The 25,367-nt window shown below is 68.5% G+C and carries 25 protein-coding genes; 13 read left to right on the forward strand and 12 right to left on the reverse strand.

Going from position 1 to position 25,367, the window contains the following annotated elements:
* Window positions 1-36: 36 nt before the first annotated feature.
* The 7 genes from ACXMYJ_RS00515 to bfr form a co-directional block, all read right to left on the reverse strand.
* Window positions 37-522, reverse strand: a complete 486-nt coding sequence (locus ACXMYJ_RS00515; protein ID WP_443188189.1) for an SRPBCC family protein — start codon at window positions 520-522, stop codon at window positions 37-39.
* Window positions 513-869 (reverse strand): ArsR/SmtB family transcription factor, encoded by a 357-nt coding sequence (locus tag ACXMYJ_RS00520; RefSeq protein WP_443188190.1) that lies wholly within the window; start codon window positions 867-869, stop codon window positions 513-515. The genes ACXMYJ_RS00515 and ACXMYJ_RS00520 overlap by 10 nt, the downstream gene beginning before the upstream one ends.
* 40 nt (window positions 870-909) lie before the next feature.
* Window positions 910-2,022 carry an amidohydrolase family protein gene (locus ACXMYJ_RS00525; protein ID WP_460353194.1) on the reverse strand — a complete coding sequence of 371 codons (1,113 nt, stop codon included), beginning with the start codon at window positions 2,020-2,022 and terminating at the stop codon, window positions 910-912.
* On the reverse strand, window positions 2,023-3,363 hold the full coding sequence (locus ACXMYJ_RS00530; protein ID WP_460353196.1) for a type I glutamate--ammonia ligase: 1,341 nt from the start codon (window positions 3,361-3,363) through the stop codon (window positions 2,023-2,025).
* A gap of 29 nt (window positions 3,364-3,392) precedes the next feature.
* Complete coding sequence (locus tag ACXMYJ_RS00535; RefSeq protein ID WP_260752763.1) at window positions 3,393-3,875, reverse strand: carboxymuconolactone decarboxylase family protein; 483 nt, start codon at window positions 3,873-3,875, stop codon at window positions 3,393-3,395.
* Window positions 3,876-3,894: 19 nt separating this feature from the next.
* Complete coding sequence (locus tag ACXMYJ_RS00540) at window positions 3,895-5,949, reverse strand: MDR family MFS transporter (RefSeq protein WP_460353199.1); 2,055 nt, start codon at window positions 5,947-5,949, stop codon at window positions 3,895-3,897.
* Between the two features lie 109 nt (window positions 5,950-6,058).
* The gene (bfr, locus tag ACXMYJ_RS00545; protein ID WP_260752758.1) at window positions 6,059-6,538 is read right to left on the reverse strand and encodes a bacterioferritin; all 480 of its coding nucleotides are present in this window, start codon (window positions 6,536-6,538) and stop codon (window positions 6,059-6,061) included.
* A 241-nt stretch (window positions 6,539-6,779) separates the two neighbouring features.
* Between bfr and ACXMYJ_RS00550 the strand changes: the two genes are divergently transcribed.
* Both ACXMYJ_RS00550 and ACXMYJ_RS00555 read left to right on the forward strand, forming a co-directional pair.
* A complete protein-coding gene (locus ACXMYJ_RS00550; protein WP_443188195.1) occupies window positions 6,780-7,412 on the forward strand; it encodes a fatty-acid--CoA ligase in 633 nt (210 codons plus the stop codon).
* Between the two features lie 5 nt (window positions 7,413-7,417).
* Window positions 7,418-7,606, forward strand: coding sequence for a (2Fe-2S)-binding protein (locus ACXMYJ_RS00555; RefSeq protein ID WP_260752756.1), 189 nt, complete (start codon window positions 7,418-7,420; stop codon window positions 7,604-7,606).
* Between the two features lie 3 nt (window positions 7,607-7,609).
* Here the strand turns inward: ACXMYJ_RS00555 and ACXMYJ_RS00560 are convergent, their stop codons facing one another.
* Both ACXMYJ_RS00560 and ACXMYJ_RS00565 read right to left on the reverse strand, forming a co-directional pair.
* Complete coding sequence (locus ACXMYJ_RS00560; RefSeq protein ID WP_460353203.1) at window positions 7,610-8,368, reverse strand: enoyl-CoA hydratase/isomerase family protein; 759 nt, start codon at window positions 8,366-8,368, stop codon at window positions 7,610-7,612.
* Window positions 8,365-9,084 (reverse strand): EthD domain-containing protein, encoded by a 720-nt coding sequence (locus tag ACXMYJ_RS00565; RefSeq protein ID WP_260752754.1) that lies wholly within the window; start codon window positions 9,082-9,084, stop codon window positions 8,365-8,367. Before ACXMYJ_RS00565 ends, ACXMYJ_RS00560 begins: the two co-directional genes overlap by 4 nt.
* A 31-nt stretch (window positions 9,085-9,115) precedes the next feature.
* Between ACXMYJ_RS00565 and ACXMYJ_RS00570 the strand changes: the two genes are divergently transcribed.
* Window positions 9,116-11,119: an FUSC family protein gene (locus ACXMYJ_RS00570; protein ID WP_460353205.1), complete on the forward strand. Its 2,004-nt coding sequence runs from the start codon at window positions 9,116-9,118 to the stop codon at window positions 11,117-11,119.
* On the opposite strand, the gene ACXMYJ_RS00575 is transcribed toward ACXMYJ_RS00570, so the two are convergent.
* On the reverse strand, window positions 11,091-11,717 hold the full coding sequence (locus ACXMYJ_RS00575; protein WP_443188198.1) for a PaaI family thioesterase: 627 nt from the start codon (window positions 11,715-11,717) through the stop codon (window positions 11,091-11,093). The two genes, ACXMYJ_RS00570 and ACXMYJ_RS00575, sit on opposite strands and share 29 nt — an antisense overlap.
* A 186-nt stretch (window positions 11,718-11,903) precedes the next feature.
* Here ACXMYJ_RS00575 and ACXMYJ_RS00580 point away from each other — a divergent pair, with 186 nt between their 5' ends.
* From ACXMYJ_RS00580 to ACXMYJ_RS00605, 6 genes are all read left to right on the forward strand, one after another.
* Entirely contained in the window at window positions 11,904-13,271 is a 1,368-nt protein-coding gene (locus tag ACXMYJ_RS00580) for an HNH endonuclease signature motif containing protein (RefSeq protein ID WP_460353208.1), read from the forward strand.
* Window positions 13,272-13,407: 136 nt separating this feature from the next.
* Entirely contained in the window at window positions 13,408-13,998 is a 591-nt protein-coding gene (locus ACXMYJ_RS00585; RefSeq protein WP_260752747.1) for a TetR/AcrR family transcriptional regulator, read from the forward strand.
* Window positions 13,991-15,052 (forward strand): YhgE/Pip domain-containing protein, encoded by a 1,062-nt coding sequence (locus ACXMYJ_RS00590; RefSeq protein WP_260752746.1) that lies wholly within the window; start codon window positions 13,991-13,993, stop codon window positions 15,050-15,052. The genes ACXMYJ_RS00585 and ACXMYJ_RS00590 overlap by 8 nt, the downstream gene beginning before the upstream one ends.
* The gene (locus ACXMYJ_RS00595; RefSeq protein WP_460353212.1) at window positions 14,988-16,667 is read left to right on the forward strand and encodes a tetratricopeptide repeat protein; all 1,680 of its coding nucleotides are present in this window, start codon (window positions 14,988-14,990) and stop codon (window positions 16,665-16,667) included. Before ACXMYJ_RS00590 ends, ACXMYJ_RS00595 begins: the two co-directional genes overlap by 65 nt.
* Before the next feature lie 60 nt (window positions 16,668-16,727).
* On the forward strand, window positions 16,728-17,207 hold the full coding sequence (locus ACXMYJ_RS00600; protein WP_460353215.1) for a nucleoside deaminase: 480 nt from the start codon (window positions 16,728-16,730) through the stop codon (window positions 17,205-17,207).
* 28 nt (window positions 17,208-17,235) lie between these two features.
* The gene (locus ACXMYJ_RS00605) at window positions 17,236-18,540 is read left to right on the forward strand and encodes an alpha-amylase family glycosyl hydrolase (RefSeq protein WP_460353218.1); all 1,305 of its coding nucleotides are present in this window, start codon (window positions 17,236-17,238) and stop codon (window positions 18,538-18,540) included.
* A 3-nt stretch (window positions 18,541-18,543) separates the two neighbouring features.
* On the opposite strand, the gene ACXMYJ_RS00610 is transcribed toward ACXMYJ_RS00605, so the two are convergent.
* Window positions 18,544-18,972, reverse strand: a complete 429-nt coding sequence (locus tag ACXMYJ_RS00610; RefSeq protein WP_443187269.1) for a DUF1810 domain-containing protein — start codon at window positions 18,970-18,972, stop codon at window positions 18,544-18,546.
* A gap of 205 nt (window positions 18,973-19,177) precedes the next feature.
* Between ACXMYJ_RS00610 and ACXMYJ_RS00615 the strand changes: the two genes are divergently transcribed.
* A complete protein-coding gene (locus ACXMYJ_RS00615) occupies window positions 19,178-20,182 on the forward strand; it encodes an esterase family protein (protein ID WP_260752740.1) in 1,005 nt (334 codons plus the stop codon).
* A 70-nt stretch (window positions 20,183-20,252) separates the two neighbouring features.
* Here ACXMYJ_RS00615 and ACXMYJ_RS00620 read toward each other — a convergent pair whose 3' ends face one another.
* The gene (locus tag ACXMYJ_RS00620; protein ID WP_460353222.1) at window positions 20,253-21,530 is read right to left on the reverse strand and encodes an ATP-binding protein; all 1,278 of its coding nucleotides are present in this window, start codon (window positions 21,528-21,530) and stop codon (window positions 20,253-20,255) included.
* Between the two features lie 163 nt (window positions 21,531-21,693).
* Here ACXMYJ_RS00620 and lon point away from each other — a divergent pair, with 163 nt between their 5' ends.
* The 3 genes from lon to ACXMYJ_RS00635 are packed head-to-tail and all read left to right on the forward strand — an operon-like array spanning window position 21,694 to window position 25,350.
* Entirely contained in the window at window positions 21,694-24,024 is a 2,331-nt protein-coding gene (gene lon / locus ACXMYJ_RS00625) for an endopeptidase La (protein WP_443187270.1), read from the forward strand.
* Between the two features lie 53 nt (window positions 24,025-24,077).
* Complete coding sequence (locus ACXMYJ_RS00630; RefSeq protein ID WP_443187271.1) at window positions 24,078-24,716, forward strand: endonuclease; 639 nt, start codon at window positions 24,078-24,080, stop codon at window positions 24,714-24,716.
* A 13-nt stretch (window positions 24,717-24,729) separates the two neighbouring features.
* The gene (locus tag ACXMYJ_RS00635) at window positions 24,730-25,350 is read left to right on the forward strand and encodes a hypothetical protein (RefSeq protein WP_260752733.1); all 621 of its coding nucleotides are present in this window, start codon (window positions 24,730-24,732) and stop codon (window positions 25,348-25,350) included.
* Window positions 25,351-25,367 lie beyond the last annotated feature (17 nt).

Genomic DNA, 25,367 nt, shown 5'->3' on the forward strand with positions numbered 1-25,367 from the left:
AATGAGACCGCGTGGAATGCGATTTCGGCGCAACGGTCAGCCGGCGAGCAGGCCGTCGATCTGGTTGATCGCCGACGAGGCGCCCTCGATCACGCCCATGTCGAGCACCTGCTGCAGCGCTTCGGCGGACGCGTAGGTGCTCACGAACGTCGACCGGGTCCCGCCGTCATGGGCAGTGAAGGTGAACACGTTTTTCGACACCGGCAGATCGGGGTTCGGATCGAAGTTCAGATCGGCGAACCCGTCGTCGAACTCGAACCGGTTAGGCGCGTCGACCGCCGTGACGTGCCAGTACCCGGCGTGCTTGTCGCCCTCCGGGCCGGTCATGAAGTAGGTGACGCGACCTCCGGGGCGCAGGTCGTGGTCGACCACCGTCGCGGGGTATTCCGGTGGACCCCAGATCTTTTCGAGCTGACGCGGATCGGCGTAGATCTGCCAGATCCGTTCCACGGGCGCCGCGAAGTCGGCGATGATGGTCAGCGTCGCGGTGTCGAGGTCGTGGTGGACGTCGGTCACGGGCATGGTGGTTCCTCCTGCTTTTCCGGGTCGGCGGCGACGAGCTCGTCGATGCGTGCGACGCGCCCGCGCCAGATCTGTTCCAACTCGGCCAGCAGAGACGCCACCGACCGCACGGCGGTGACGTCCCCACTGGCCAACTGCTCACGGCCGTTGCGCCGCTTGGTGATCAGACCGGCCTTACCCAGTACGGCGACGTGCTTCTGCACCGCGGCGAAGCTCATGTCGTAGTTGGACGCCAGCGACGAGACCGAGTGCTCCCCCGTCAGCACCCGGCGCAGGATGTCGCGGCGGGTGCGGTCGGCCAGCGCGTGGAACAGCGCGTCGGTCCGGTCGTCGTCCAGGTCGATCACGCCTACAACATACAACCAATTGGTTGTATGTTGTCAAGGGTCAGCGCCGGTCCAGGTGGTACACGCGCTCGGCGTTGCGGTGCGCGATCAAGTCGACCACCCGGATCGCGTCGCTCTGGCTCCACTCGTCGGCGTCGACGAAAGACTGCAGGACCGCGGCGATTCCGTCGCGCCACAGCCGGGCGCCGAGGAAGTGCAGTTCGGCCGGACCGAACCCGTCCGACGAGTACAGGATCTTGCGGAACGGCGCCAGCTCCAGCAGCCGGGCCACGAACGCCGCCGAGCGGGCGCCGAGATGGTTGATCGACAATCCGCCGTCGAGGTAGACGTTGTTGAACGCCTGCGCCAGGTAACCGGCCTCCCGTTCATACGGGTAGCAGTGCAGCAACATCACCGGCGTGTCCCCGCTGACTCGCAGAAAGTCCAGCAGGTGAACGGGGTTGGCGGCGTGCAGATCACAGTCGCGGTCGCCGAGCCCGACGTGGAACTGCAGCGGCTTGCCCAGTCGCAGCGCCCGGTGCAGCCCGAAGCGCAACAGCACCCGATCGGTCAGCCGGGTCCCGCCCGCGTCGCGCCAGCGGGCGGCCGCGTCGGCCACCTCCGCCGGGGGCGGGTCGGACAGCTCGCCCAGGAAGCCGCCGCGGTAGGCCAGGATCGACTTGGTGCCCACCGCGGTTGCGGTCTGCTGCCAGAGCAGCTCGTCGAACGCGGCGGCGTAATCCCCCGGCGCTGCGGCGGCCTGCTCGGCGACCGTCTCCAACCGCACGATCTCGTGCACCCGCCCGGCGCCGAGGGCGCCCAGCTCTGACAGATCGGCCACCCCGCCGGCGAACCCGGTGTCCACCAGCCAATCCGACACCCCAGCCGCACGTAGGAACCGTTGCGCCAGAACATCTTCAGGCAATGCGCAGCGCGCCGCCCAGTACACGTCGGCATCGGCGTGCCGGTCGAGCCCGAGCAACGGCGCGCAGTGCGCGCGCACCGCGAAGCCGAGCTGGGTGTCGAACGCGGAGTCGAACGCCGCCACCGGCTCGGGGTTCGCCTCGTTGAGGGCGTTCTCGAACCACGACCGGTCGCCGGATCGGAGCCGGCAGCCGTGCACATGGTGGTCGACGAGCCGGACGGTCGCGGCGTGCTCAACCAGTGCCGTCACCTACACGCTCCAGGCGAGCCGGAACTTGTCGGCGAGCTCGTCGGCGCTGCGCTGCCCGTAGTTGCGCTGTTCGTAGCGCCGCACCGCGACGACGGCATCGACCACCGCGTCGCCCAGGATGGCGCGCATCCGCGCCGAACCGTCGAGCGCGTCGAGGATCTCGGGCTGGTCGGTGGGCAGCAGGGCCACACCCGCGTCACCGGCCAGGCTGGACGGGTCGACGGTCACCTCCCCGGGCAGGGTGAGGCCGCGCTCGATGCCGTCGAGTGCCAGCCCCAGGATCGCCGCCGAAGCCAGGTACGGGTTCGCCGACGGATCGATGATCTTGACCTCGACGTTGGCGCCGTACGGGTTGGCCTCCCCGCCGGTCAGGAACCGCACCGCGGCCTCCCGGTTCTCGGTTCCCCAGCACGCGTAGGCGCCCGCCCAGTGTCCGGGCTGCATCCGCATTCCGGACAACACCGAGCCGCCCAGCACACCCTGGGCGTCCGTAAGCCCGGCGAGCACACCGGCCACGGCCGAGGCGCCCTCGGCCGTCATGCCGGCGGGTCCGTCGCCACCGGAGAACATCGGCCCATCTTCACGACTCAGCGAAAAGTGCTGGTGCGCACCATTTCCCACGCTACCCGCGAAGGGCACCGGGGACAGGCTCGCGCGCATGCCGTACTTTCTGGCGATCCGGCCCACGATGATGCGCATCAGCGTGACCTGATCGGCGGCGATGACCGGCGGCTGTGGTGCCAGTGAGATCTCGAACTGGTTGACGCCGTACTCCGGATGGAACTGCTCGATGCTGACGCTGGAGGCCGTCGCCGCGGCGGTCACGTCCCGGACGAAACCCTCGAACTCCAGGACCCCCGCCAGGCCGTACTGCGCCCAGAGGTGCCCGGGCAGCGGTGCGCCGTCGGGACCGACGAGGACGAACTCGATCTCATGCCCGACCAGTGCCTCGATCCCGGCCGAGGCAAGGGCCTCCTGCACCCGGTGGAGCGCGCCGCGGGTGCAGTACGGATCGGGCGAGCCGTCCTGACCGAAGAACGAGCCCGGGGCCCAGGCCAATCCGTCCCCGAGGATGCGCAACCCCGCGAGATCGATACGGATCCGCTGATCGCCGACGACGCCGGTGGCGTCGCTGAACACGATGCCGGTCTGGTCGATGGCGAACACGTGCCACACCGGACTGGCGCCCAGACCGGGGTCGGCGAACGATCCCATGCGCCGCAGAGGCACCGTCTTGGCGTGGATCAGGCCGGCGGGATTGACGACGGTGCCGATCAGGGTGGCGACGCCGTCGGCCTCCAACTGGGCGATGGCCGCAGCGGCCAGGGGTTTGGCTGCCATCTCGCCATTCTGCAGCCGATCCGGGTTCCTTACAGGGTGATCTTGCAGGCCTGACCGATGTCGAGGGTGCGCAGCATCCGGCCCATGCCGACCCACATGGCGCAGGAGATCGCCAGGTCGGTGAGCAACTCGTCGTCGAAGTGGACCGCGGCCCGCTCCCAGAAGTCGTCGTCGTCGCGCAGCCCGGTGTGATCGGTGGCGAAGCGGTGCGCATACTCCATCGCGATGCGCTCCTGATCGCTGTAGCCCGGCCAGGTGCGCCACTGCGTGGCGTAGTCGTAGAACTCCTCGCTGATGCCGTTGGCCTCGCCCTCGGAGTCCCTGGTGTTCTGGCACACCACGCACTCGTTGGCATAGGCGATCACGATCCGCGCGGCCTCCCGCACCCGCATGGGCAGCCGGTTCTTGGTGTAGACGGCGTTGGTGAACTGCGCCATCGCGGTGCCCAACTCGGGTGACTTCACCGCGAAGCCGGTCACATCGTCGTCGGCGAAATCTCCGATTCGGCTCATGGCCCGCATCGTAGCCGGGTCACCTTGCCGCGGTGGCGAGTTGCGTCCGCTCGTCGTCCCAGTCGCGCTGCACCAGCAGACGCTGCGCGATCTTCTCCAGCGCGGCCTCCACCTCGGCGCGGTCCGGACGGCCCTCGAAACTCGGTGAACTTTCCAGCTTCGCCACGATCCGGCTGACCAGTGCCGTGGACGCGGCGTCGACCTGACGGGCGCCCGACTGCGTCAGCCACAGTTGGTCGCCGGTGCGCAGCGCGTGCCCGGACGCGGCCAGCCGGTCGAACGTCGGCTCGAGCACCTCCGGCGGTACGCGCAGCCGCTCGGCCATCTCGCTCAGTCGCGCCGAGCCGAACACCTGGCTCTGCCGGTAGATCTGGATCAGCGCCCATAACAGCGCCACGTCGGACTCGCATCCGCGGGTGCCCGCGATGCTGCGCAACCTGATCTCGGGTGACTGGCGCACCATCCGGGCCACGGCGGTCTCCAGCATCTCTTCGGGAGTGCCGCTCGAGGGCATCGCGAAGCCCTCTCCCATGTCCAGTGCCGCGGACGTCTCGAGCTCCTGCAGCGGCACCTGCTTGAGTGTCAGCGCTACGAAGAAACCGATCGCCGCGACGGGCGCCGCGCACAGGAAGACCAGGCCCAACGAGTCCGCGTAGGCGGTCACGATCGGCGCGGCGACGGCGTCCGGAAGGCGGTGCAACACCTGCGGCGACTGCGCTGCTTCGGGCGGCGCTCCGCCCGCGGCCAGAGCCGGGGCGATGCGGGCGTCCAGGAAGTTGGCGAACAGCGAGCCGAAAATGGCGGCGCCGAACGAGCTTCCGATGGTGCGGAAGAACGTCACACCGGACGTGGCGACACCGAGATCGGAGAATTTCGCGGTGCTCTGCACGATCAGGACCAGCACCTGCATGCACATGCCGATGCCGGTGCCCAGGATGAACAGGTACGCGCTCTGCTGCAGCATCGGCGTCGTCGCGTCCATCCGCGACAGCAGCACGAAGCCCAGCACCATCACCGCGGTGCCGACCACCGGGAAGATCTTGTAGCGGCCGGTGCGGCTGACCAGCACACCGCTGCCCATCGAGGTCAGCAGCAGGCCGCCGACCATCGGCAGGGTGCGCAGGCCGGATTCGGTCGCCGACACCCCGTCGACGAACTGCATGAACGTCGGCAGGAACGTCAGCGCGCCGAGCATCGCGAAACCCACGATGAACGACAGGATGCAGCACACGGTGAACACCGGGCTGGCGAACAGCCGGATGGGCAGGATCGGCTCGGTGGCGCGCATCTCGACCCGCACGAAGAACGCCAGCGCGACGGCGGAGCCGACGAACAGACCGATGATCGTCGGCGAGGACCAGGCATAGGTGCTGCCGCCCCAGCTGGTGGCCAGTGTGAGGCCGGAGGCGCCCAGCCCGATCAGCACGATGCCGGCGTAGTCGATGACGGGCCTGCCGCGCCTGCCCAGCGCCGGGATCGCCGTCAGCGCCACCAGGAGCACCACGATCCCGATCGGCACGTTGATCCAGAACGCCCAGCGCCAGCTCAGGTGATCGGTGAAGTAGCCGCCGAGCAACGGGCCGATGACCGTGGTGACGCCGAAGACGGCGCCGAGCGCGCCCTGGTAGCGACCGCGGTCGCGCAGCGGGATCACCTCGCCGATGAGCGCCGCGGCGGTGACCATCAGCGCGCCGCCGCCGACGCCTTGCAGCGCGCGCGAGGCCACCAGCATCTCCATCGACGAGGAGATGCCGCACAGCACCGAACCGGCCAGGAAGAACAGGATGGCCGCGGCGAAGATCACCTTGCGGCCGAACATGTCACCGAGCTTGCCGACGATCGCGGTGACGATCGTCGAGGCCAGCAGGTAGCTGGTGACCACCCAGGACTGATGTCCCGCACCGCCCAGATCGGCGACCACGGTCGGCAGCGCGGTCGCCACGATCGTTTGATCCAGCGCCGCGAGCAGCATGCCGAGCGCCACCGCGATGAAGATGACGTTGCGGCGCTGCGGGCTGACCGGCGCCGGTTCCGCCGGCTCGGTGGTCTCTGGGTGCGCTGCAGGGGACGCCATGCCTGCCTTTCTGGTCGAGCGAGAACTCCGCATAGGACATCGTTAGATGAGCTATGAAAGTTACGCTTGTCCGGCAGGTGTCATTCCCGCGGGTGTGGGAGCCGAACCGTCAGGACGGCGGGCGAGACACGCACTGGGCCAGATACAGCTCCTCGCCGAGCTTGTTCATCAGCTCCAGCTGGGTCTCGAGGTAGTCGACGTGCTGTTCCTCGTCGGCGAGGATCTTCTCGAACAGGTTCGCCGAGGTCGAGTCGCCCTTCTCCCGGCACATGATGATGCCCGGCTTGAGTCGGGCCACCACCTCGTACTCGATCGCCAGGTCGGCCTCGAACTGCTCCCGCACCGTCTGTCCGACCCGCAGGGAGAACAGCCGCTGATAATTCGGCAGCCCGTCCAGGAGCAGGATGCGGTCGGTGATCTCCTCGGCGTGAACCATTTCTTCGAATGATTCTTTCCGCGTGTGTTCGGCCAATTCGGTGAAGCCCCAATTGTCCTGCATCTTGGAATGCAGAAAATACTGGTTGATCGCCGTCAATTCGCTCGTCAATTGCTCGTTGAGCAATTTGAGAACCTCGGGATCACCTTGCATGACTTGCTCCTAAAGGCCTAGCTGGGTGAGGCGTGCGATATCTGCACGGGCTGTGTACGAGCACCTCCAACTTAGTCCACTTCACGCCTCGAGTGAGCGCGAACCTCGGTGTGGGAGACGTGTTGTCGGCGTGCCGGCGCGGGAACGGGCCTCGGATCGAGGCCGAGATCTGGACTGCCTACGCTAAGTAAGGTTAGACTGCGCTAAGTGTCTGCGGCCGTTCCGAGGTAAGGGTGACCACATGGGTGAGTACGATCTGCACTCATTCATCCTTGCCTGTGATTTTCGCGTGGACGACCTCGACCGTATGTGGAAATGGCTGAAAAAGCACCGCGACGGACTTTCCTCGATCGGCGCCCATCACGTGGTGGTCTATGAATCGATTTGGGAACCGCGGCGCGTGCTCGTCACGATCGGAATTCGAAACGCTCATTCGATCCGCGATGTGCTGCGCTCCACCGCGATATTCGAATGGTTCGACATCTCCGGCGCCGACGACATCCCGCCGATCTTCGGGGGTGAGGTCGTCGAGAAGATCGATATGGACGGAACCGAATCCGAGGGCCGGATCGGACGGGTGGTCGTCGGCGTGATGTCCTCCGTCGAGGATGTCTCGCAGCTCATGATCAAGGTGCACGACGGCCTCGAGCGCTTCAAGAGCGGCGGCGTGCGCAAGATCTGGGTGTACCGCGCGCTCGACGACGGTCACGAGGTGCTGATCCTGCAGGAGATCGCCGACGAGGCCAGTGCCAGGCAGTGGATCGAGCATCCCGACGCCGCCGCCGAATGGATGACCAGTGCAGGCATGGGGCCCTATCCGACCCGCTTCGTGGGCCGGTTCGCCCACCTGATGAGCGTCGGCGAATCGGGTTAGCCGTCATGTTCGTCTGCCTCTGCACCGGAGCCACCAGTCACGTGGTCGGCGAGGTCGTGGCCAACGGCGCCCGGACATCCAAGGAGATCGCCGAGGCGTGCGGCGCGGGAGGCGACTGCGGGCGCTGCAGGCGCACGCTGCGGGCCATCATCGAGGCGCATTTCGCCGGGAAGCCGGAGCGGGTCGCGCAGTAGCTTTCAGCTGTTGCGCCGGCCGGTGAAGTCCGCGAGCGCCGCAGCGTTGGCGGCTCCGCCGAGCAGCTCCTGAAAGTGCGCGTTCTCCCGCTGCGTGGCGGCCGCGATCTCGGCGCGCAGCGGTGCGACGATCGTCTTCTTGACGGCGACCAGACTCGGAATCGACCGGGACGCAAGGATTTCCGCGTGCCTGCTAGCGTCAGCCAGCAGCTCCTCGGGTTCGCAGACCTTCCACGCGATCCCCATCTGCTTCGCCTCGGCGGCGTCCACCCACTCCGAGGACAGCAGCAGCCACGCGGCGTTCTGCCGGCCGATCAGCTGCGGCAGGAGATAGGACGACGCGGCCTCCGGTGCGACGCCGAGGCTGGTGAACGGGCACTTCAACCGCGCGGTCGTCGACATGAACACCAAGTCGGCGTAGCCGAGGATCGTGGCACCGATGCCCAGCCCGACGCCGTTGACCGCGCAGATCAGCGGTTTGGACAGTTCGGTCAGCGCGTCGATCATCGTGGTGAAGTGGCTGCCCTCGTTGGTCAACGACCCGTCGGCGATACCCGCCTGCATCTCTTTGAGGTCGTTGCCCGCGCTGAACGCCCGCCCGGCGCCGGTGAGCAGCACGACCGCAACGTCGGGGTCGGCGTCGGCGTCCCGCAGTGCGGTCGCGGTGGCGAGATAGAGCTCCTGATTGAACGCGTTGAGCGCCTCAGGACGGTTCAGGACCAGGGTCCGAACCCGGTTCTCGTCGCTGATCTGCAGTGTCACGGCCGCAGCCTATCCGCCGCGGTGAACGGGTCGCGGAGCACGTAGCGACTCGTCGGCACCGTGTCGACGTTCCGGTTGGCTCCGAACGCCGTGGTGCTGGCCACCATCCGGCGCATGCGGTCGTCGAGGTCGGCGTCGTCGGCCGCGCCGAAGAACGCATGCAGATCCGCGGTCGCCTCGATCGGGAACAGCTCCTCCACGATCGCCGAAATCGCCGGCGCCCCGTCGGTGAGGGGCCGCACCACCGAGTTCTGGGTGTAGCCGAACGTCGACTGGGTGTCGATGGCGACCTGGGTGTGATCGCGATGCCACCGGTGCAGCCACGTCGCCTCGTCCATCTCGGCGGGCCGGCGCAGCAGCGCGATGTTGGCCAGGCCCGGGGTGCGCTCGCCCGGCTCGGTGGCAGGAGCGGCCAGCGGCACCGACTCGGTCACCAGGTATGCGGCGAGCAGATCGCAGTGCTGACTCAACAGCGTTGTCGCGGTGCGGATCTGATCGCCGTAATACTGCTGCGTCCACAGCGTGACGAATGCCAGCGCCGGCGGATCCAGCGTGGTCAGCGTCATCAGCGAATCCCGTACCGATGCGTCCCGGACGTGGACCGTCAGCCCCGGCACCCCCGTCCCGAGCAGGGTCTCGGCGACGTCCGTGCGGAGCCTGGTGCACCAGTCGTCGTCGCCGGACGCGCCACGCAGGGCGAACATGACTTTCTCCACCCGGCGAACATAGCCGGGTCAGAATGGATCCGTGATCAGAGGGCTGGTGCTGCGGTGGGCGATGCCGGACCTCGCAGCGGTGCTGCGCAGCCTGCTGTGTGTCGCGGTGGTGGCGGTGGCGGCCGTGCAGTGGGGACCGCCGGGGGCGGTGACCCCTGTCGTGGGCGCCGCCGCGGTCACATGCGCGACCGCGCTGCAGGACCGTCCCCGTGGACGGGTCACGGTGCTGCTGCTGGTCTCTGCGGTGACGGGGACGGCGGTGGCCCTGGGCACTCTGACAGCCGGGTTCTCGCCCGTCTTCATCGCGGTGGCGGCCCTGTGGTGCTTCTTCGCGTCGATGCTGTGGACCCTGGGCGCCAACGCGGGGCTGATCGGCGCAGCGTCGGTGGCGCTGGTGGTGGCGGCCTCGCCGGTCGCCGCGGGGCCGGGTTCGGCGCTCGTCACGACGCTGCTGGCCGTCGCCGGAGGACTGCTCCAGGTGTGGGTGATCGCGCTGTGGCCGCCGGTGCGCTGGCGCAGGCAGCGCGACGCACTGGTCGGCGCCTATCGTGCGCTGGCCGCCGACGCCCGCACGATCAGCGGCGGCGCGCAGGGGCCGGTGGTGGACACCGCACCGCTGACACTGTTGCGCGACGTGTTCACCGCCGTCGGTCATCAGCGCCGCCCCGTGTCCTACCGCGGGTGGTACGCCCTGCCCGAACGCATCGCCGCGGTGTTGACCGACACGGCGAACATGCCGGACCGGTCCGAGGCGCTGAATCTCGCGCTCGCCGAGGCGGCGGACACGCTGGCCGCCGTGGCCGACACCGACAGATTGGGTCGGGTACGTGCCGATGTGGCCATCGGCCGGTTCGACACCGTCGCGTCCGCGGTCGGCGGCACCGAACGGGCAGTCGGGCACCGGTTGTCGGTGCTGTTGCACGAGGCGGTGGCGATGCGACTCGGCGATTTCGTGCCGTCCGCGCCGGACGCGGTGCGGCTGCGTCGTCCCGAGTTGCGCACCTCTGTGCGTTCTGCCGTAGCCGCGGTGCGCGATCACTTCGACCGCCAGTCACAGGTGTTGCGGCACGCGGTGCGGTTGTCCGCCGCGGTCGCCGTCGGCTGCGCGATCGACCGGTACGCCGAGGGTGCCTACGGCGTGTGGATTCCGCTGACCGTGCTGCTGGTGCTCCGGCCCGAGACCGCGCACACCTACACACGGGCCGTGGGCCGGCTGGCGGGCGCGGTCGTGGGGATCCTCGCCGCGTCGACGGTGCTGCTGATCCTCGACCCCGGGGTCGCGATGGGGACCGCGCTGGCCGTGGTGGCGATCGGGGTGGGTTGCGTGCTGTCGGGTTCGGGCTATATCGCGCTGGCCGCCGCGGTGGCCGCGGCAGCGATGTTCCTCGTCGATGCCGGCCGGCCCGACGTGCCTCCGGCGCTGGGCGACCCGCTGCTGGCCACTCTCTTCGGCGGGGCGCTGGCACTGGTCGCCCACGTGGTGGTGCCCGACGATGCCATGACGCGGCTCTCACAGCGTGCCGGGGAATTGCTGAAAACCGAGATCGATTACGCCGCAACGGTGATCAAGGGTTATGTGCACGACGACGGTAATCCTCGAGAAGCGATGACAGCCGCCTGGCAGCGAGCGTTTCGCGCGCGCGCGTCATTCGAGGCGACCTCCGGCGCGATGCGGATGGAGTCCCGCGAACTGCGGCACTGGCTGCGCGCCTACCGCACCGCGTTGAACACCGTGACCAGTTCCTGCGCAACCTTGGAAGAACAGCTGCCCGGGCACCCGATCACCGACGACCGCGACTTCGTGATCGCCGTCGACGAATACGTCGAGGCGCTGCGTGGGGACCCGCCGACGGCTGCGTCGCCGTGGACGGTCGACGGGGCGGAGCTGGCGGTCGCCGAACAGCGGCTGCGCGACGCCGTGCCGCGTCAGGGCGCCGGCGAGGGTCCGGCACGCATGCTGGTCGCCGAGATCGGCGCCATCACCCGCAGCGTGTCGTCGATCAGCGTCAGCCCCGTGCCCATTTCGGTTCGATGAACACGGCCTCGGCCTCGACCGTGACACCCGTGCCGTCGGCGATGTGGCCTACCGCGTAGGTCTTGAACCCGTCGGTGTGGGTGATCCGGGCTTCACAGCGCAGCCGTCCGAGCGGCGTCAACCGCCGGTAGCGTACCGAGATGGTGCCGGTGAGCCGGTGCACGCCGGGCGCACTGGCCGCGTCTCCGAGCACGTGGTCGAGGATCATCGCCGACACTCCGCCGTGCACGTGCCCGGGTGGGCCTTCGAAGGCGGCGCCGAGGTAGAAGTCGCTGCGCACCGAACCGTCGGGATCCTTGCGGATCACCACCGGCGGGGCGCTCGGGTTGCGCACGCCGATCACCGCGTTGCCCCACGGCATCATGGTTCCGTCGGCGGCGTACTGCACCCCGAACGCGCCGTCGAGCTGTGCCGCACGCAACCGCGCGGTGGCCGAGTCGATTTCGGCTTTCGCTGCGACGACGGCGTCGGCATCGGCCTCGGTGCGGATGGTCGCGTCGATCAGGGCGCGCACCGATTCGGTCAGGGGTTCGTACACGGCCCGCAGCCGCGCGACGTCGGTGGCGCTCATACCGTCGACTTGGGTGTACTCCAGCACCCCTCGACTAGAACATGTGTCAAGAAACGGGTCACGCCGGGGGTGGTCCGGTGAGCAGGTCGCCGATCTCGGATGTGCTGTTCGTGCGCGTCGCGTTCGGCGCCTCAGATACTTCTTTGGTCGCTACGGCATCATTGGTCACTTTTTCGAATTCGCTTGTCAGACCTTCGAACTAGTGTTCGATGTATGGAGTTGGTGTCGGAGGCGGTGGGGGCGATCGCTGAGCAGATCGCTGTGCTGTCCAAGGCGGCCGAGGAGCTCTCGCACCGTGAGTTGATCGGGCTGCTGGTCGAGCTGACCACGGTGCTGCGCAGCGTGCCGGCCCTGGAGCACAAGGTGTTGGCCCGCTTGATCGAGGAGACCCAACCCCACCGACTCGGTGAAGGATCGTGGAAGGGCGTGCTGGCTACCGCGCTGCGGGTCAGTGGCGCCGAAGCCGGGCGGCGGTTGCGACGGGCCGAAATGCTGGGGCCCCGGCGGGCGATGACGGGGCAACCGTTGGCGCCGCGGTGGGAAGCCACCGCCGCCGCCCAGGCCCTTGGCCTGTTGGACGAAGAGCACATCACCGTGATCGCCAAGTTCCACAAGAAGCTGCCCGCCTGGGTGGATGCGGACACCCGCGCGCACGCCGACGCGCAGTTGGCGCGCAAAGGCTCGGGGATGGGCCCGGAAGAGCTGGATGAGGCCGCGGGGCGGTTGTTGATGATGATCGATCAGGACGGCCCCGAACCCCCCGACACCGACCTGGCCCGGAAACGCTGGCTGAAGATCGGCAAGCAGCAACGCGACGGGTTCAGCACGATCTCGGGCTACCTCGACGCCGAAACCCGCGCCTACCTGGAGGCGACCCTGGCCAAAGAAGCCGCCCCCGGAGCCAACATGCCCGACCAGGACAAGGAGCCAGGCGAGGATGGGGCACCGGAGACCGCGTGCCGGGATACCCGCACCGAAGGGCAGCGCAATCACGATGGCCTCAAAGCCCTGGTGCGCCGCAACCTCGAATCCGGGGCACTAGGCAGCCAGAACGGGTTACCGGTCACCGTGATCGTCTCCACCACCCTGCAGGAGCTGGAAAAACGTGCCGGGGTGGCGGTCACCGGCGGCGGTTCACTGCTACCGATGCCCGACCTGATCCGCATGGCCGCCCAGGCCCATCACTATCTGTATGTCTTCGACGAGCACACCGGTCAAAGCCTGTACCTGGGCCGGGCCCGACGGCTGGCCAACGCCGCGCAACGCATCGTGCTGCACGCTCGTGACCGCGGCTGCACCCGCCCGGGCTGCACCGTGCCCGGTTACTGGTGCCAGGTCCACCACGCGGTCGCCGACTGGAAGAACGACGGCCAGACCGACATCGACGACCTCACCCTGGCCTGCGGACCGCACAACCGGATGATCGAAACCACCGGCTGGACCACAAGCAAAAACGCCAAAAACCAGACCGAATGGATTCCACCACCAGAGCTCGATACCGGCCAGCACCGCACGCAGCTGATCAACGGCTACCACCACCCCGAACGCCACCTACTCCCAGAAGATGACCAAGGACCCTGAGGCGCTGGCCGGTGAAATGCATTGACAGCCAAGTGAACTGCGGTCCAGCGACCAGGATCACACCGGCCGCGGAGCGGTGGCATAGATTACCTAAGTTGTCGTAGACAACTGTAAACGAAGTCTTTAGTCTCGTGGAATGACCGAACGCGGCCGAAGTGCCGACCCACGCGCCGAACGGGTCCACACCCGACTGCGTGAGGCCGCGTTCGCGCTAGCGCACGAGTATCCCGTCGAGGCGATCACCGTCGGCGATCTCGTTGCCCGGGCCGGGGTCAGCCGTCAGGTGTTCTATCGGCACTTCCGTGACCGCGACGACGCGGTGGCGCAAGCTTTCTCGCATGCGTTCGGCACGATCGCCCAAGTCGAGCACGACGACGCCCGCGCACGGATCCAGGACCTCTTCGGCTTCGCGGCCCGGCATGAACGGTTGTGCCGCCACGTCGCCTCCAGCACCGTGCACCAGCACGTGCTGGCCGCCTACCGCGACGCGCTCTTGACGCCTTGCCGCCAGATCTCCGAACAGGGCATGACAGTCCTGGACATCGTGTCTGACGTGCCTGCCGAGTCGGTCACCCGGTTCCTGGTGGGCGGGCTCATGGAGGTGCTGCGGTCCTGGATGGAAGACGACCACGTCACCGATCTCCGAGCCCGGGTCAGCGCGGCTCTCGACACCGTCGACGCGCTGCTGGGCATCTCCTCACCGACGAAAGGCTCCACCCATGGGTAGACATCACGTCCCCGAAATCCCGCCGGTGCGTGATCGTTCCGCATTGCGCATCACCGTGCTGGCTCTGACCGCCTTGACGGTTTTCGTGCTCGCCATGGTGGCCAGTTATGCCGGGGCATTCGCGAAACCGACGTTGCATCACATGACCGTCGCCGTGTCGGCGCCCCAGCCGATCGTCGACGGACTGCGTGCCCAAGATGCGCTGTCGGTCAACGAAGTCGGCGACGCCGCCGCAGCCAGAGCCCAGGTGTACGAGCGCGTTGCCGACACCGCGTTTTCGGTGACCTCCGATCACCAGCTGACCGTCTACGTCGCCGGCGGCGGTGGCCGCAGTACCGCGGCCGCCGCCGAGAGCGTCGGCCGCGCCGCCGCCGAACGCGCCGGCCTCACCACCGTCGTCGAGGATGTCGCCCCGACCACCGCCGCCGACCCGTCGGGCACCGTCGAGTTCTACGCGGTGATCTTCCTGTCGATCGGCGCATCGCTGGGTGCGGCGCTGCTCGGCCGGCTGATGGGCAGCGTCCGCACACCGGCCACCTTCGCGTTGCGCACAGCGTCGCTGGCCGTGTTCTCGACGGTGCTCGCCGGTGTCGTCACCGCCTACGTCGGGCCGGTGCTCGGTGCCCTCACCGGGCACACCTGGCAGGTATTCGGCGGGCTGTGGCTCTATGCGATGGCAGTCGGTGGTGCGATCACCGGCGTCGCGGCCGCCTTCGGGTCCGCCGCTTCGATCGCGCTGGGAGTCTTCCTGGTGGTCGTCGGCAACGCGGCCGCCGCCGGTCCGGTCGGCCGGCCGCTGCTGTCGAGTTTCTACGCCACGTTGACCGCCGTGGTGCCGCAGGGCTCCGGTGTCTCGCTGCTGCGCAGCATCTCCTATTTCGGCGGCAACGGCGCGGCCACTCCCCTGGTCACGCTGGGGATCTGGGCCGGCGCCGGCTGTTTTCTCGCAGTTGCCGCCATCGCCGCGCGGCTGAATTATCGTGCCTGGTATGAGCGCCGAGCCGGGCACCGCCGAGCCGTATTACGACCTCGGCTCCTTCCATCGGCCGACTGACACCCCATCGCCCGCCGCCCAGGTCTGGTTCGACCGCGGCATGGTCTGGTCCTATGCGTTCAACCATGAAGAGGCGATCCGCTGCTTCGAGCGCGCCCTCGAGCTCGACCCCGACTTTGCGCTCGCACACTGGGGCATCGCCTACGCCGTCGGCCCGAACTACAACAAGGGCTGGGAAGCCTTCGACCCGGTGGATCTCGCGGCGTCGCTGCAGCGGGCGCGGACCGAACTCGGCTTGGCCGCACACGGCCGGGCGACCGCCGTCGAACGCCGCTTGATCGCCGCGCTGACCGCCCGCTTCCCCACCGAGGACCCCGCTGACGCCGAGGCGCTGCAGGCCGGGCACAGCGCCTACGCCGACGCGATGTCGGCTCTCGCCCAGGACTATCCGGACGACATCGACGTGGCCACGCTGGCGGCCGACGCGTTGGTCAACGTGACCGCGTGGGCGTTGTGGGACAGCCGGACCGGTCAACCGGCACCCGGGTCGCGGGTGGTGGAGGCCAAACGCATCCTCGACGACGCGCTGGCCACCCCGGCCGGGCGTGACCATCCCGGCGTTCTGCACCTCTATCTGCACACCATGGAGATGTCGGCGACTCCCCAGGACGCGTTGCCCGCAGCGGACCTGCTGCGTGGACTGGTGCCCGACGCCGGCCACCTGCGGCACATGCCAAGTCACATCGACGTGCTGTGCGGCAACTACCACGACTCGGTGACGGCGAATGTGGCTGCGACGACGGTCGATCAGCGCTTCGTCGAACACCGGGGCCCGTTGAACTTCTACTCGCTGTACCGGGCGCACAACCTGCACTTCATCGTGTATTCCGCGATGTTCGAAGGCAATTCGAGGGTGGCGCTGCAGGCCGCCGACGAGCTCGCCGGCCAGCTGACCCCCCAATTGCTGGCCATCGACTCGCCGCCGATGGCGGACTGGCTGGAAGCGTTCGTACCGTTGCGGGTGCACGTGCTGGTGCGGTTCGGCCGCTGGAGCGAGCTGATCGCCACGCCGCTGCCCGACGACCCCGCGCTGTACTGCACCACCACGGCCACCATCCACTACGGGCGCGGGGTGGCGCACGCCGCGAGCGGCCACCCGGACCGGGCCGCCGCCGAACGGGAGTTGTTCGCCGCTGCCTACGACCGCATCCCGGAGACCAGATATCTGTTCAACAACACCAGCCGCGATATCCTGGCCGTCGCAGCGGCGATGCTGAACGGCGAGATCGATTACCGCGCAGGACGATTCGATGACGCCTTTGCGCATCTGCGACGCGCGGTCGACCTCGACGACAACCTGCCCTACGACGAACCGTGGGGCTGGATGCAGCCGACCCGGCACGCCCTGGGCGCCCTGCTCCTCGAGCGGGGCCGGGTCGAGGAAGCCGCCCAGGTGTACGCCGCCGACCTCGGGCTGGACCCCACGCTGAGCCGCCCCTGCCAGCACCCCGGCAACGTGTGGAGCCTGCACGGATACCACGAATGCCTGACCCGGCTCGGCCGCGGAGCCGAAGCGGCCATCATCGGCAAACAGCTCGAGCTGGCCTCCGCCCGCGCCGACGTGCCGATCGAAGCGTCCTGCGCCTGCCGGCTGCAGGCGCACTGCTGCGACTGACTCAGGCGAACGCGACACGTCCGGGCCGCAAGTGCACCAGTCCGACCGTAGACTCCGGCTGTGGCGGTCACCGACGACGACCTGGCATTCCTGCGCCGATGTGTCGAACTCGCCCGCGAGGCGCTCGACGACGGGGACGAACCTTTCGGTTCCCTGCTTGTCGATCCTCAGGGTTCGGTCCGGTTCGAAGACCACAACCGGGTCAAGGACGGCGACGCCACCCGTCATCCCGAGTTCGCGATCGCCCGCTGGGCGGTGGCGCACCTCACCCCCGAGGAGCGGGCCCGCTGCACCGTGTACACCTCCGGCGAGCACTGCCCGATGTGTGCCGCGGCGCATGCCTGGGTAGGCCTCGGGCGCATCGTCTACGCCGCGTCGGGGGCGCAACTGACCCGATGGCTGCAGGAATGGGCCGCGCCAGCGCCACCGGTCGCGGCGCTGCCGATCACGGCCGTGGCGCCGGGGGTGGACGTGCACGGACCGGCCGAGGAGTTGACCGAGGAGATGAAGGCGTTGTACCAGAGGGCGTTTCGACCGTGACCGACCATCGCTCACGCGAGGAGCCGAAGTGACCGATCCCGGCTGGGTGGAACACGTCATCTGGTGGCAGATCTATCCGCTGGGGTTCGTCGGCGCCTATCCGGCCGACCCTGCCCCGGGACCGGACGGGCACCGGTTGCGCCGGGTCGTCGACTGGCTCGACTACGCGATCGAGCTCGGTGCGTCCGGGGTGGCGTTGGGCCCGGTGTTCGCGTCGCGCACCCATGGTTATGACACCACCGACCACTACCGCATCGACCCGAGGCTCGGTGACGACGAGGATTTCGACCACCTGGTGGCCGAGGCCGGCAAGCGCGGACTGCGGATTCTGCTCGACGGGGTCTTCAACCACGTGGGCACCGAGTTCCCGCGCTACCGCGAGGCCCTGGCCGGCGGTGACCGGTCGTGGTTCCGCGCTCGGGGCGACGGGTTCGCCACGTTCGAGGGGCACGACGGGCTGATCGCACTGAACCACGGCAACGCCGAGGTCATCGACTACACCGTCGAGGTGATGGAGCACTGGCTGGACCGCGGCGCGCACGGATGGCGGCTCGACGCCGCGTACGCCACCCCGGACCGGTTCTGGTCGCAGGTGCTGCCGCGGGTGCGGCAGCGGCACCCCGACGCGTGGATCGTCGGCGAGGTCATCCACGGCGACTACCAGGCGCGGGTGCGTGACTCGGGGTTCGATTCGGTTACCCAGTACGAGCTGTGGAAGGCCATCTGGAGCAGCCTCAACGACGGCAACTTCCACGAGCTGGACTGGGCACTGACCCGGCACAACGAGTTCCTCGACAGCTTCGTGCCGATGACGTTCATCGGCAACCACGACGTCACCCGCATCGCCAGCCGGCTCACCGACCCCCGGCATGTCGAGCAGGCGCTGGTGCTCCTGCTGACCACCGGCGGCACCCCCAGCGTCTATGCCGGCGACGAGGTCGCCTACCGCGGGGACAAGGAGGAGAGATTCGGCGGCGACGACGCCGTCCGTCCCGAATTCGGTTCGCCGTTCGACGGAGTCGGCGAGCACGGGCACCAGATGTTCCGTTCACATCAGCACCTGATCGGGTTGCGACGCCGGCACGCGTGGCTGCACACCGCCAGGACCACGGCGCTGCGCGTCACCAACACCGGATACGTCTACTCCTCCCGTCACGGCGGTGACGAGCTCGTCGTCGCGCTCAATGTCGCCGACGATCCGCTGCCGGTGCCGCTCGCGGACTTCGGGATCGGTCGTGCCGAGGTGGTCGCAGGGTCCGGCGCACCGCCGGCCGAGATCGTCACCGACACCGCGGTGCCGCCGCACGGCTGGCTGATTCTGGCGCCACGGTAAAGGTCAGCCGAGCAGCTCCAGCGTCGCGGGATCTTCGTGGCCGTCGTAGAACGCGTCGAGCACGGTGCGGAACACCCCGTCCCCACCGGCCCGGGCGAACAGCGTCATCGACGACCGCACCTTGAGATCGTCGGGATGTCCGAGAATGGTTGTCGCCGAACGCCCTTGGTGAGTCATCAGTAGCGTCGCGCACTCGCGCAGGCGCGGACCGAGCACCGGATGGCTCAGGTAAGCCCCGGCCTCCTCCAGCGAGGAGATACCGTATCGCTGCGCGGTGGCGCTGCGGCCGAGGCCGCGCAGCTGCGGGAAGATGAACCAGATCCAGTGCGAGCGCTTGCTTCCGGCGCGGAGTTCGGCCAGCACCGCGGGGTAGACCCGCTGCTGTGCGGTCACGAAACGTTCCAGATCGAACGGGTCATCGGAATCGGCCATCGTCTTCTCAGGCTGGCACGCCGGGGTCCGCTCATCAACCTGCGGTGAGTCCGGCCCGAGTCGCAATCGTTGCCCAACCGCGATATGGGTTCGCCGTGTCGGGGCGGTATGGGCTCAGTTCCAACGTGTTTCATTACGACTGCAAAGCGACGGCAATTTTGCGAGCTGTACGAGACTTGATGAGAAAGGTGGGTTGGTTGCCGTTATGAAGTTCACAGAGAAGTGGCGGGGTACCGCAAAAGCGGCGATGCGCAGGGTGGCGGTTGCCGCCCTGGCCGCCGTTGCGATGCCCGGGCTGATCGGCTTCGCCGGGGGTTCGGCAACGGCAGGAGCATTCTCCCGTCCTGGTCTTCCCGTCGAATATCTCGACGTGTTCTCCCCGTCGATGAACCGCAACATCCGCGTCCAGTTCCAGGGCGGTGGGCCGCACGCGGTCTACCTGCTCGACGGCCTGCGCGCCCAGGACGACTACAACGGCTGGGACATCAACACTCCCGCGTTCGAGTGGTTCTACCAGTCCGGCCTGTCGACCGTCATGCCCGTCGGTGGCCAGTCCAGCTTCTACAGCGACTGGTACCAGCCGTCGCGGGGCAACGGGCAGAACTACACCTACAAGTGGGAGACGTTCCTGACCCAGGAACTGCCCGCGTGGCTGGAGGCCAACCGCGGGGTCTCGCGCACCGGCAACGCCGTCGTCGGCCTGTCGATGGCGGGCAGCGCGGCGCTAACCTACGCGATCTACCACCCGCAGCAGTTCGTCTACGCCGGTTCCCTGTCGGGCTTCCTGAACCCGTCCGAGGGCTGGTGGCCGATGCTGATCGGGCTGGCGATGAACGACGCGGGCGGCTTCAACGCCGAGAGCATGTGGGGCCCGTCCTCTGACCCGGCGTGGAAGCGCAACGACCCGATGGTCAACATCAACCAGCTGGTGGCCAACAACACCCGCATCTGGATCTACTGCGGCACGGGCACCCCGTCGGACCTGGACTCGGGCACCCCGGGCAACAACCTGATGGCCGCTCAGTTCCTCGAAGGGTTCACGCTGCGGACCAACATCAGCTTCCGTGACAACTACATCGCAGCCGGCGGCACCAACGGTGTCTTCAACTTCCCCACCTCGGGCACCCACAGCTGGGGGTACTGGGGTCAGCAGCTGCAGCAGATGAAGCCGGACATCCAGCGGGTCCTGGGGGCTCAGGCGACAGCCTAGCCACCCACCCCACACCCAGAGAGCCTGCCGTTTCCCCCGAGCGGCAGGCTCTCTGCCGTCGGGTCACCGGTCATAGCCGTGTCCGGACGTCGATGTCCTCGCCGAACTCGTCGAGCATCGCGTCGGTCAGCGTCGGTCGGGTCTCGGCGATCGCGGCCAAGTAGTCGGCGGTGCACGCAGGTTCGCCGCGCCGGTGTTCGATCTCACGCTCGAACGCGCACTGGGCGCCCTTTCGGGCCGCGAATTCGATGTCAGCCGGGGTGAACATGTGAGTGGCCTCGACGAGCTCGTCGACAGCGACGGTGGCGGCGTTGACACCGAGGTAGCGATTCCAGATCGCCGTGCGCGCGGCGTCATCCGGCGGACCGACCGGGATGATGTAGTCGAATCGGCCGGGACGTAGAAACGCCGAGTCCAGGGAGCGCACCGAGTTCGTCGCGCAGATCAGCAGCCGCTCGTCGTGCTGACGGAATGTCGGGATCAGTTTGAGCAGCTCGTTGGTGACCCCGTGGGCGGGGTCAGACGGGATCCCTGAGCGCGATCCCGCGATCTCCTCGACCTCGTCGATGAAAACCACGGCGGAGTCGAGTTCGTTGAGGTTGGTGAACACCTCCCGCAGCGCGGTGGGCATCGCGACGTCCGGGGCGGCCAGCCGGGAGGGGAAGATCTCGACGAATGGCCAGCCCAGGCCGCCGGCAACCGCTTTGGCGAAACTGGTCTTTCCCGTTCCCGGCGGACCGAACAGAATGACGGCCTTGGGCGGCGACACGCCGTATCGCTCCGCCAGATCCGGCTGGGCCAGCGGCAACACGATCCGGCGCTCGATCAAGCGCTTCTCGGTTTCCATGCCCGCCATGCCCTCCCACAGTCCCGGACCCATCAGCTGACCGACCAGCGCGGACAGCAGGCCGGCATCTGAGGCCCCGACGTGATCGATCTTCTCGAAGAAGCACAGGTCGGAGCGTTCGGTGTATCCCGAATTGCGCAGCGCGGCGGTGCCGGTGGCCTCGGCATGCAACAGTCCACTGATGCGTCGCGCTCCCAGCGTCCGTAGGCGCACCTCCAACTCCGCGATCAGCGCGCTGCCGATGCCGCGGCCCCGCCACCGCTCGCTCAGCGCCATCATCGAGATCCAGGCCCGATCACCCGTGACCTGCGCGACGGCCATACCCACAAGTTGATCGCCGACGACCGCGACGACAGCTGGCTGCCCCGAGCGGGCGGCCGCGATCACCTCCGAGACCGGGAACGCCGGCGGCGGTTCCCCCGGTTCGCGGCTCTGGTCCCAGACCGAGATCGCCCGGTCGAGGTCGTCGTCGTGGAAATCGCGCAAACGCCATGGGGGCATACCGCACAGATCTACCCGGGCAGGTGCGGCACGGCATCACCCGTGCGGGTGGTCAGACCGGGGGACGGCACGGGGCGGGAACAAAACCACCACCCACAAGGTTGAGCGCATAAGGTTCAACTTTGGAGGTTTAGTGCCTGAAGCTATACATACGCCGGGGGCCGTGCCGGTCCTCTTCGCAAGCGAGCCGATCGTGCTACCCGGCATGGTGGTGCAGATCGAGCTCGACGACGCCGCGCGTGCCGCGGTGGATGCCGCGCAGGCCAGCGAGACCGGCAAGCTCTTGATCGCACCGCGGCTGGACGACCGCTACCCCACCTCCGGCGTACTCGCGTCGGTGGTGCAGGTCGGCCGGGTTCCGGGCGGCGGAGCGGCCGCGGTGGTGCGGGGTGAGAAGCGTGCCCACATCGGATCCGGGACCACAGGCCCCGGCACCGCGCTCTGGGTGTTCATCGAGGAAGTGGCCGAGGCGGAAGCCACCGACGCCACCAGGGCGCTCGCCGCCGAATACAAGAAGCTGCTGCTGGCGATGCTGCAGCGCCGTGAGGCCTGGCAGATCGTCGACGTGGTCAACAAGATCACCGACCCGTCCGCGCTCGCCGACACCGCCGGCTACGCGTCGTATCTGAGCGACGTGCAGAAGCGGGAGTTGCTGGAGACCGCGGATGTGGACGCCCGGCTGCGTCAGCTCATCGACTGGACCGGGTCCCAGCTGGCCGAGGTCGAGGTCAACGACAAGATCGCCGAGGACGTCCGCGCCGGAATGGACAAGCAGCAGAAGGAATTCCTGCTGCGCCAGCAGCTGGCCGCGATCCGCAAGGAGCTCGGCGAAGGCGAGCCCGACGGTTCCGATGACTACCGGGCCCGGGTGGAAGCCGCCGACCTGCCGGAGAAGGTGCGCGAGGCCGCGCTGCGCGAGGTCGGGAAGCTGGAAAGGTCCAGCGAGCAGAGCCCCGAGGGCGGTTGGATCCGCACCTGGCTCGACACCGTGCTGGACCTGCCGTGGAACGTCGTCACGGAGGACTCGTCCGATCTGACGATGGCCCGAGAGATCCTCGACGCCGATCACCACGGGCTCGACGACGTGAAGGACCGCATCGTCGAATACCTGGCTGTGCGGGCCCGCCGCGCTCAGCGCGGAATGTCCGTCGTCGGCGGTCGCGGCTCCGGTGCGGTGATGGTGCTGGCCGGTCCGCCCGGTGTCGGCAAGACGTCGCTCGGTGAGTCTGTCGCCCGCGCGTTGGGCCGTAAGTTCGTGCGGGTCGCCCTGGGCGGTGTGCGCGACGAAGCCGAGATCCGTGGGCACCGCCGCACCTATGTCGGCGCGTTACCCGGCCGGATCGTGCGGGCCATCGGCGAGGCGGGATCGATGAATCCCGTTGTGCTGCTGGACGAGATCGACAAGGTCGGCTCCGACTACCGGGGCGACCCGGCGGCCGCACTGCTGGAGGTGCTCGATCCTGCGCAGAACCACACGTTCCGGGACCACTACCTGGATCTGGATCTGGATCTGTCCGACGTGGTGTTCCTGGCCACGGCCAACGTGATCGAGAACATCCCGCAGGCACTGCTCGACCGCATGGAGCTCGTCGAGATCGACGGGTACACCGCCGATGACAAGCTCGCGATCGCACGTGACTTCCTGCTGCCGCGACAGTCCGAACGGGCCGCGCTGACCACTGACGAGGTCACGATCACGGAGGCCGCGCTGCGCAAGATCGCCGCGGACTACACCCGTGAGCCCGGTGTGCGGCAGTACGAACGGCTCCTGGCCAAGGCGCTGCGCAAGGTCACCACCCAGCTGGCGGCGCGCGTGCGAGGAGCACAGGAGGGTTCCGAACCCGGGCCGATCGTCGTCGACGAGCCGGATCTCGTCGAGTACCTGGGCCGTCCGCGGTTCTTGCCGGAATCGGCCGAACGCACGGCGGTGCCCGGCGTCGCGACCGGGCTGGCGGTCACCGGCCTGGGTGGCGACGTCCTCTATATCGAGGCGGGCGCCACTGACGGAGAGCCAGGGTTGCAGCTGACCGGTCAGCTGGGCGACGTGATGAAGGAGTCCGCGCAGATCGCGCTGTCCTACGTCCGCTCGCACGCGGCGCAACTCGGCGTCGACCCGAAGGCGCTGGACCGCCGGATCCATGTGCACGTGCCCGCGGGCGCGGTGCCCAAGGACGGTCCGTCGGCCGGCGTGACGATGGTGACGGCGCTGGTGTCGATGGCCACCGGTCGGCAGGTGCGCGCCGATGTCGGCATGACCGGCGAGGTCACGCTGAACGGGCGAGTGCTGCCGATCGGCGGAGTCAAGCAGAAGCTGCTGGCTGCGCAGCGGGCCGGATTGTCGACGGTGTTCATCCCGCACCGCAACGAGGCCGACCTCGACGACGTGCCGGCCGAGGTGCTCGAGGCGCTGGACGTGCGGCCGATGACTGACGTCGCCGAGATCGTCGCGCAGGCCTTGGCGCCGGCGGGCGACACGCAGGTGGCCGCCGCCTAGGGCGGCCACCGGCGGGGGTTTCCGCGGGGTGGATTCGGGAAAGCCGTGCCGGCATGGCCACGTCGGCACAGGAACAACTCGTCGAGCGTCTACTCGGCCGCGCCGGAACCACGTACGCCGAGGAGGCCGGGATCCGGCTGCGGGACAAACCGATGCCGCTGTTCCAGCTGCTGTTGCTGTGCATGCTCGCCAGCAAGCCGATCGACGCCGCCATCGCCACCCGGGCGGCCCGCGAGATGTTCCGCGCCGGGCTGCGCACCCCGCGTGCCGTGCGCGACGCCGAGCGGTCCGCGCTGATCCATGCGTTCGGACGGGCCCGCTACGTCCGCTACGACGAGAGTTCGGCCACCCGTGCGGTCGACATCGCCACGATGATCGACCAGGACTACGCGGGCGACCTGCGGCGGATGGCCGTCGCCGGCGGCCGTGACCCCGACAAGACCAAGCACCTGCTGACCCGGTTCAAAGGCATCGGCGACACCGGCGCCGACATCTTCCTGCGCGAGATCCAGGACACCTGGACCTGGGTGCGGCCCTACTTCGACGATCGGGCGGTCACCGCGGCGGCCGCGCTGGGACTGCCGCGCGACCCGGACCGGCTGGCGGCGCTGGCGCCGAGGCGGGCCGCGAACCTGGCCGCCGCGCTGGTGCGGGTGTCACTCGACGGCGAACTGCGTGACGAACTGCGATGAGCGACCGCCGGGCATGGCAGGCTTGGACACCGACATGCATCCCCTTCTCCGCGCCACGCTGCCCGTGCTCGTCGTCGCCGGCGCCGCCTGCTCCGGTCCGACCGTGATCACCACCGACGACGGAACCCGGCCCCCAGCTCCCGCTGCGCAGTCCCCGACCTCGACCACCAGACCCAGCAATGCCCACCTGGCCAACGCCCACGACTTCCTCGCCGAGGTCGACGGCCGGACCGGTTACTACTTCACCTCCCCGAGCGGGCGGTGGGAGTGTGCGATCGTTCCCCGCGTGCGGGCGGGTTGTCAGAACGCGCAGAACGCCGCGAGTATCGGGGTCAGCGCGGCACCCGAGGAGGTACCCGGCGACGACGGCGAACCCGGCACACCGAACGCCGTCGTGGTGGACCGTGACTCCGACCCGAGTTTCATCGCGCTGGAGGCGCCCGCGTTCGGCCTCGACTCCGAGCCGGCGACCGCGCTGCCGTTCAACCGGATCCTCGCCGCGGCCGGATTCCGGTGCAATGTGCAAGAGGCGACCGGTATTTCGTGTCTCTCTGAGACCAGCGGCAAGGGTTTCACCTTCTCGGCGGACACCTACGTGCCGCGGTACACCGATGTGCCCGCCGACGCCCCGTGACCAGGGTTACCCCATGC

The sequence above is a fragment of the Mycobacterium sp. ZZG genome (assembly GCF_054786995.1).

What these genes read in the sequence shown, in the direction of transcription:
- ACXMYJ_RS00515 (WP_443188189.1), bottom strand. Translation starts at nt 522, where the DNA reads ATGCCCGTGACCGACGTCCACCACGACCTCGACACCGCGACGCTGACC.
- ACXMYJ_RS00530 (WP_460353196.1), bottom strand. Translation starts at nt 3,363, where the DNA reads ATGGCAGCCAAACCCCTGGCCGCTGCGGCCATCGCCCAGTTGGAGGCC.
- ACXMYJ_RS00535 (WP_260752763.1), bottom strand. Translation starts at nt 3,875, where the DNA reads ATGAGCCGAATCGGAGATTTCGCCGACGACGATGTGACCGGCTTCGCG.
- ACXMYJ_RS00540 (WP_460353199.1), bottom strand. Translation starts at nt 5,949, where the DNA reads ATGGCGTCCCCTGCAGCGCACCCAGAGACCACCGAGCCGGCGGAACCG.
- bfr (WP_260752758.1), bottom strand. Translation starts at nt 6,538, where the DNA reads ATGCAAGGTGATCCCGAGGTTCTCAAATTGCTCAACGAGCAATTGACG.
- ACXMYJ_RS00550 (WP_443188195.1), top strand. Translation starts at nt 6,780, where the DNA reads ATGGGTGAGTACGATCTGCACTCATTCATCCTTGCCTGTGATTTTCGC.
- ACXMYJ_RS00555 (WP_260752756.1), top strand. Translation starts at nt 7,418, where the DNA reads ATGTTCGTCTGCCTCTGCACCGGAGCCACCAGTCACGTGGTCGGCGAG.
- ACXMYJ_RS00580 (WP_460353208.1), top strand. Translation starts at nt 11,904, where the DNA reads ATGGAGTTGGTGTCGGAGGCGGTGGGGGCGATCGCTGAGCAGATCGCT.
- ACXMYJ_RS00585 (WP_260752747.1), top strand. Translation starts at nt 13,408, where the DNA reads ATGACCGAACGCGGCCGAAGTGCCGACCCACGCGCCGAACGGGTCCAC.
- ACXMYJ_RS00590 (WP_260752746.1), top strand. Translation starts at nt 13,991, where the DNA reads ATGGGTAGACATCACGTCCCCGAAATCCCGCCGGTGCGTGATCGTTCC.
- ACXMYJ_RS00595 (WP_460353212.1), top strand. Translation starts at nt 14,988, where the DNA reads ATGAGCGCCGAGCCGGGCACCGCCGAGCCGTATTACGACCTCGGCTCC.
- ACXMYJ_RS00610 (WP_443187269.1), bottom strand. Translation starts at nt 18,972, where the DNA reads ATGGCCGATTCCGATGACCCGTTCGATCTGGAACGTTTCGTGACCGCA.
- ACXMYJ_RS00615 (WP_260752740.1), top strand. Translation starts at nt 19,178, where the DNA reads ATGAAGTTCACAGAGAAGTGGCGGGGTACCGCAAAAGCGGCGATGCGC.
- ACXMYJ_RS00620 (WP_460353222.1), bottom strand. Translation starts at nt 21,530, where the DNA reads ATGCCCCCATGGCGTTTGCGCGATTTCCACGACGACGACCTCGACCGG.
- ACXMYJ_RS00630 (WP_443187271.1), top strand. Translation starts at nt 24,078, where the DNA reads ATGGCCACGTCGGCACAGGAACAACTCGTCGAGCGTCTACTCGGCCGC.
- ACXMYJ_RS00635 (WP_260752733.1), top strand. Translation starts at nt 24,730, where the DNA reads ATGGCAGGCTTGGACACCGACATGCATCCCCTTCTCCGCGCCACGCTG.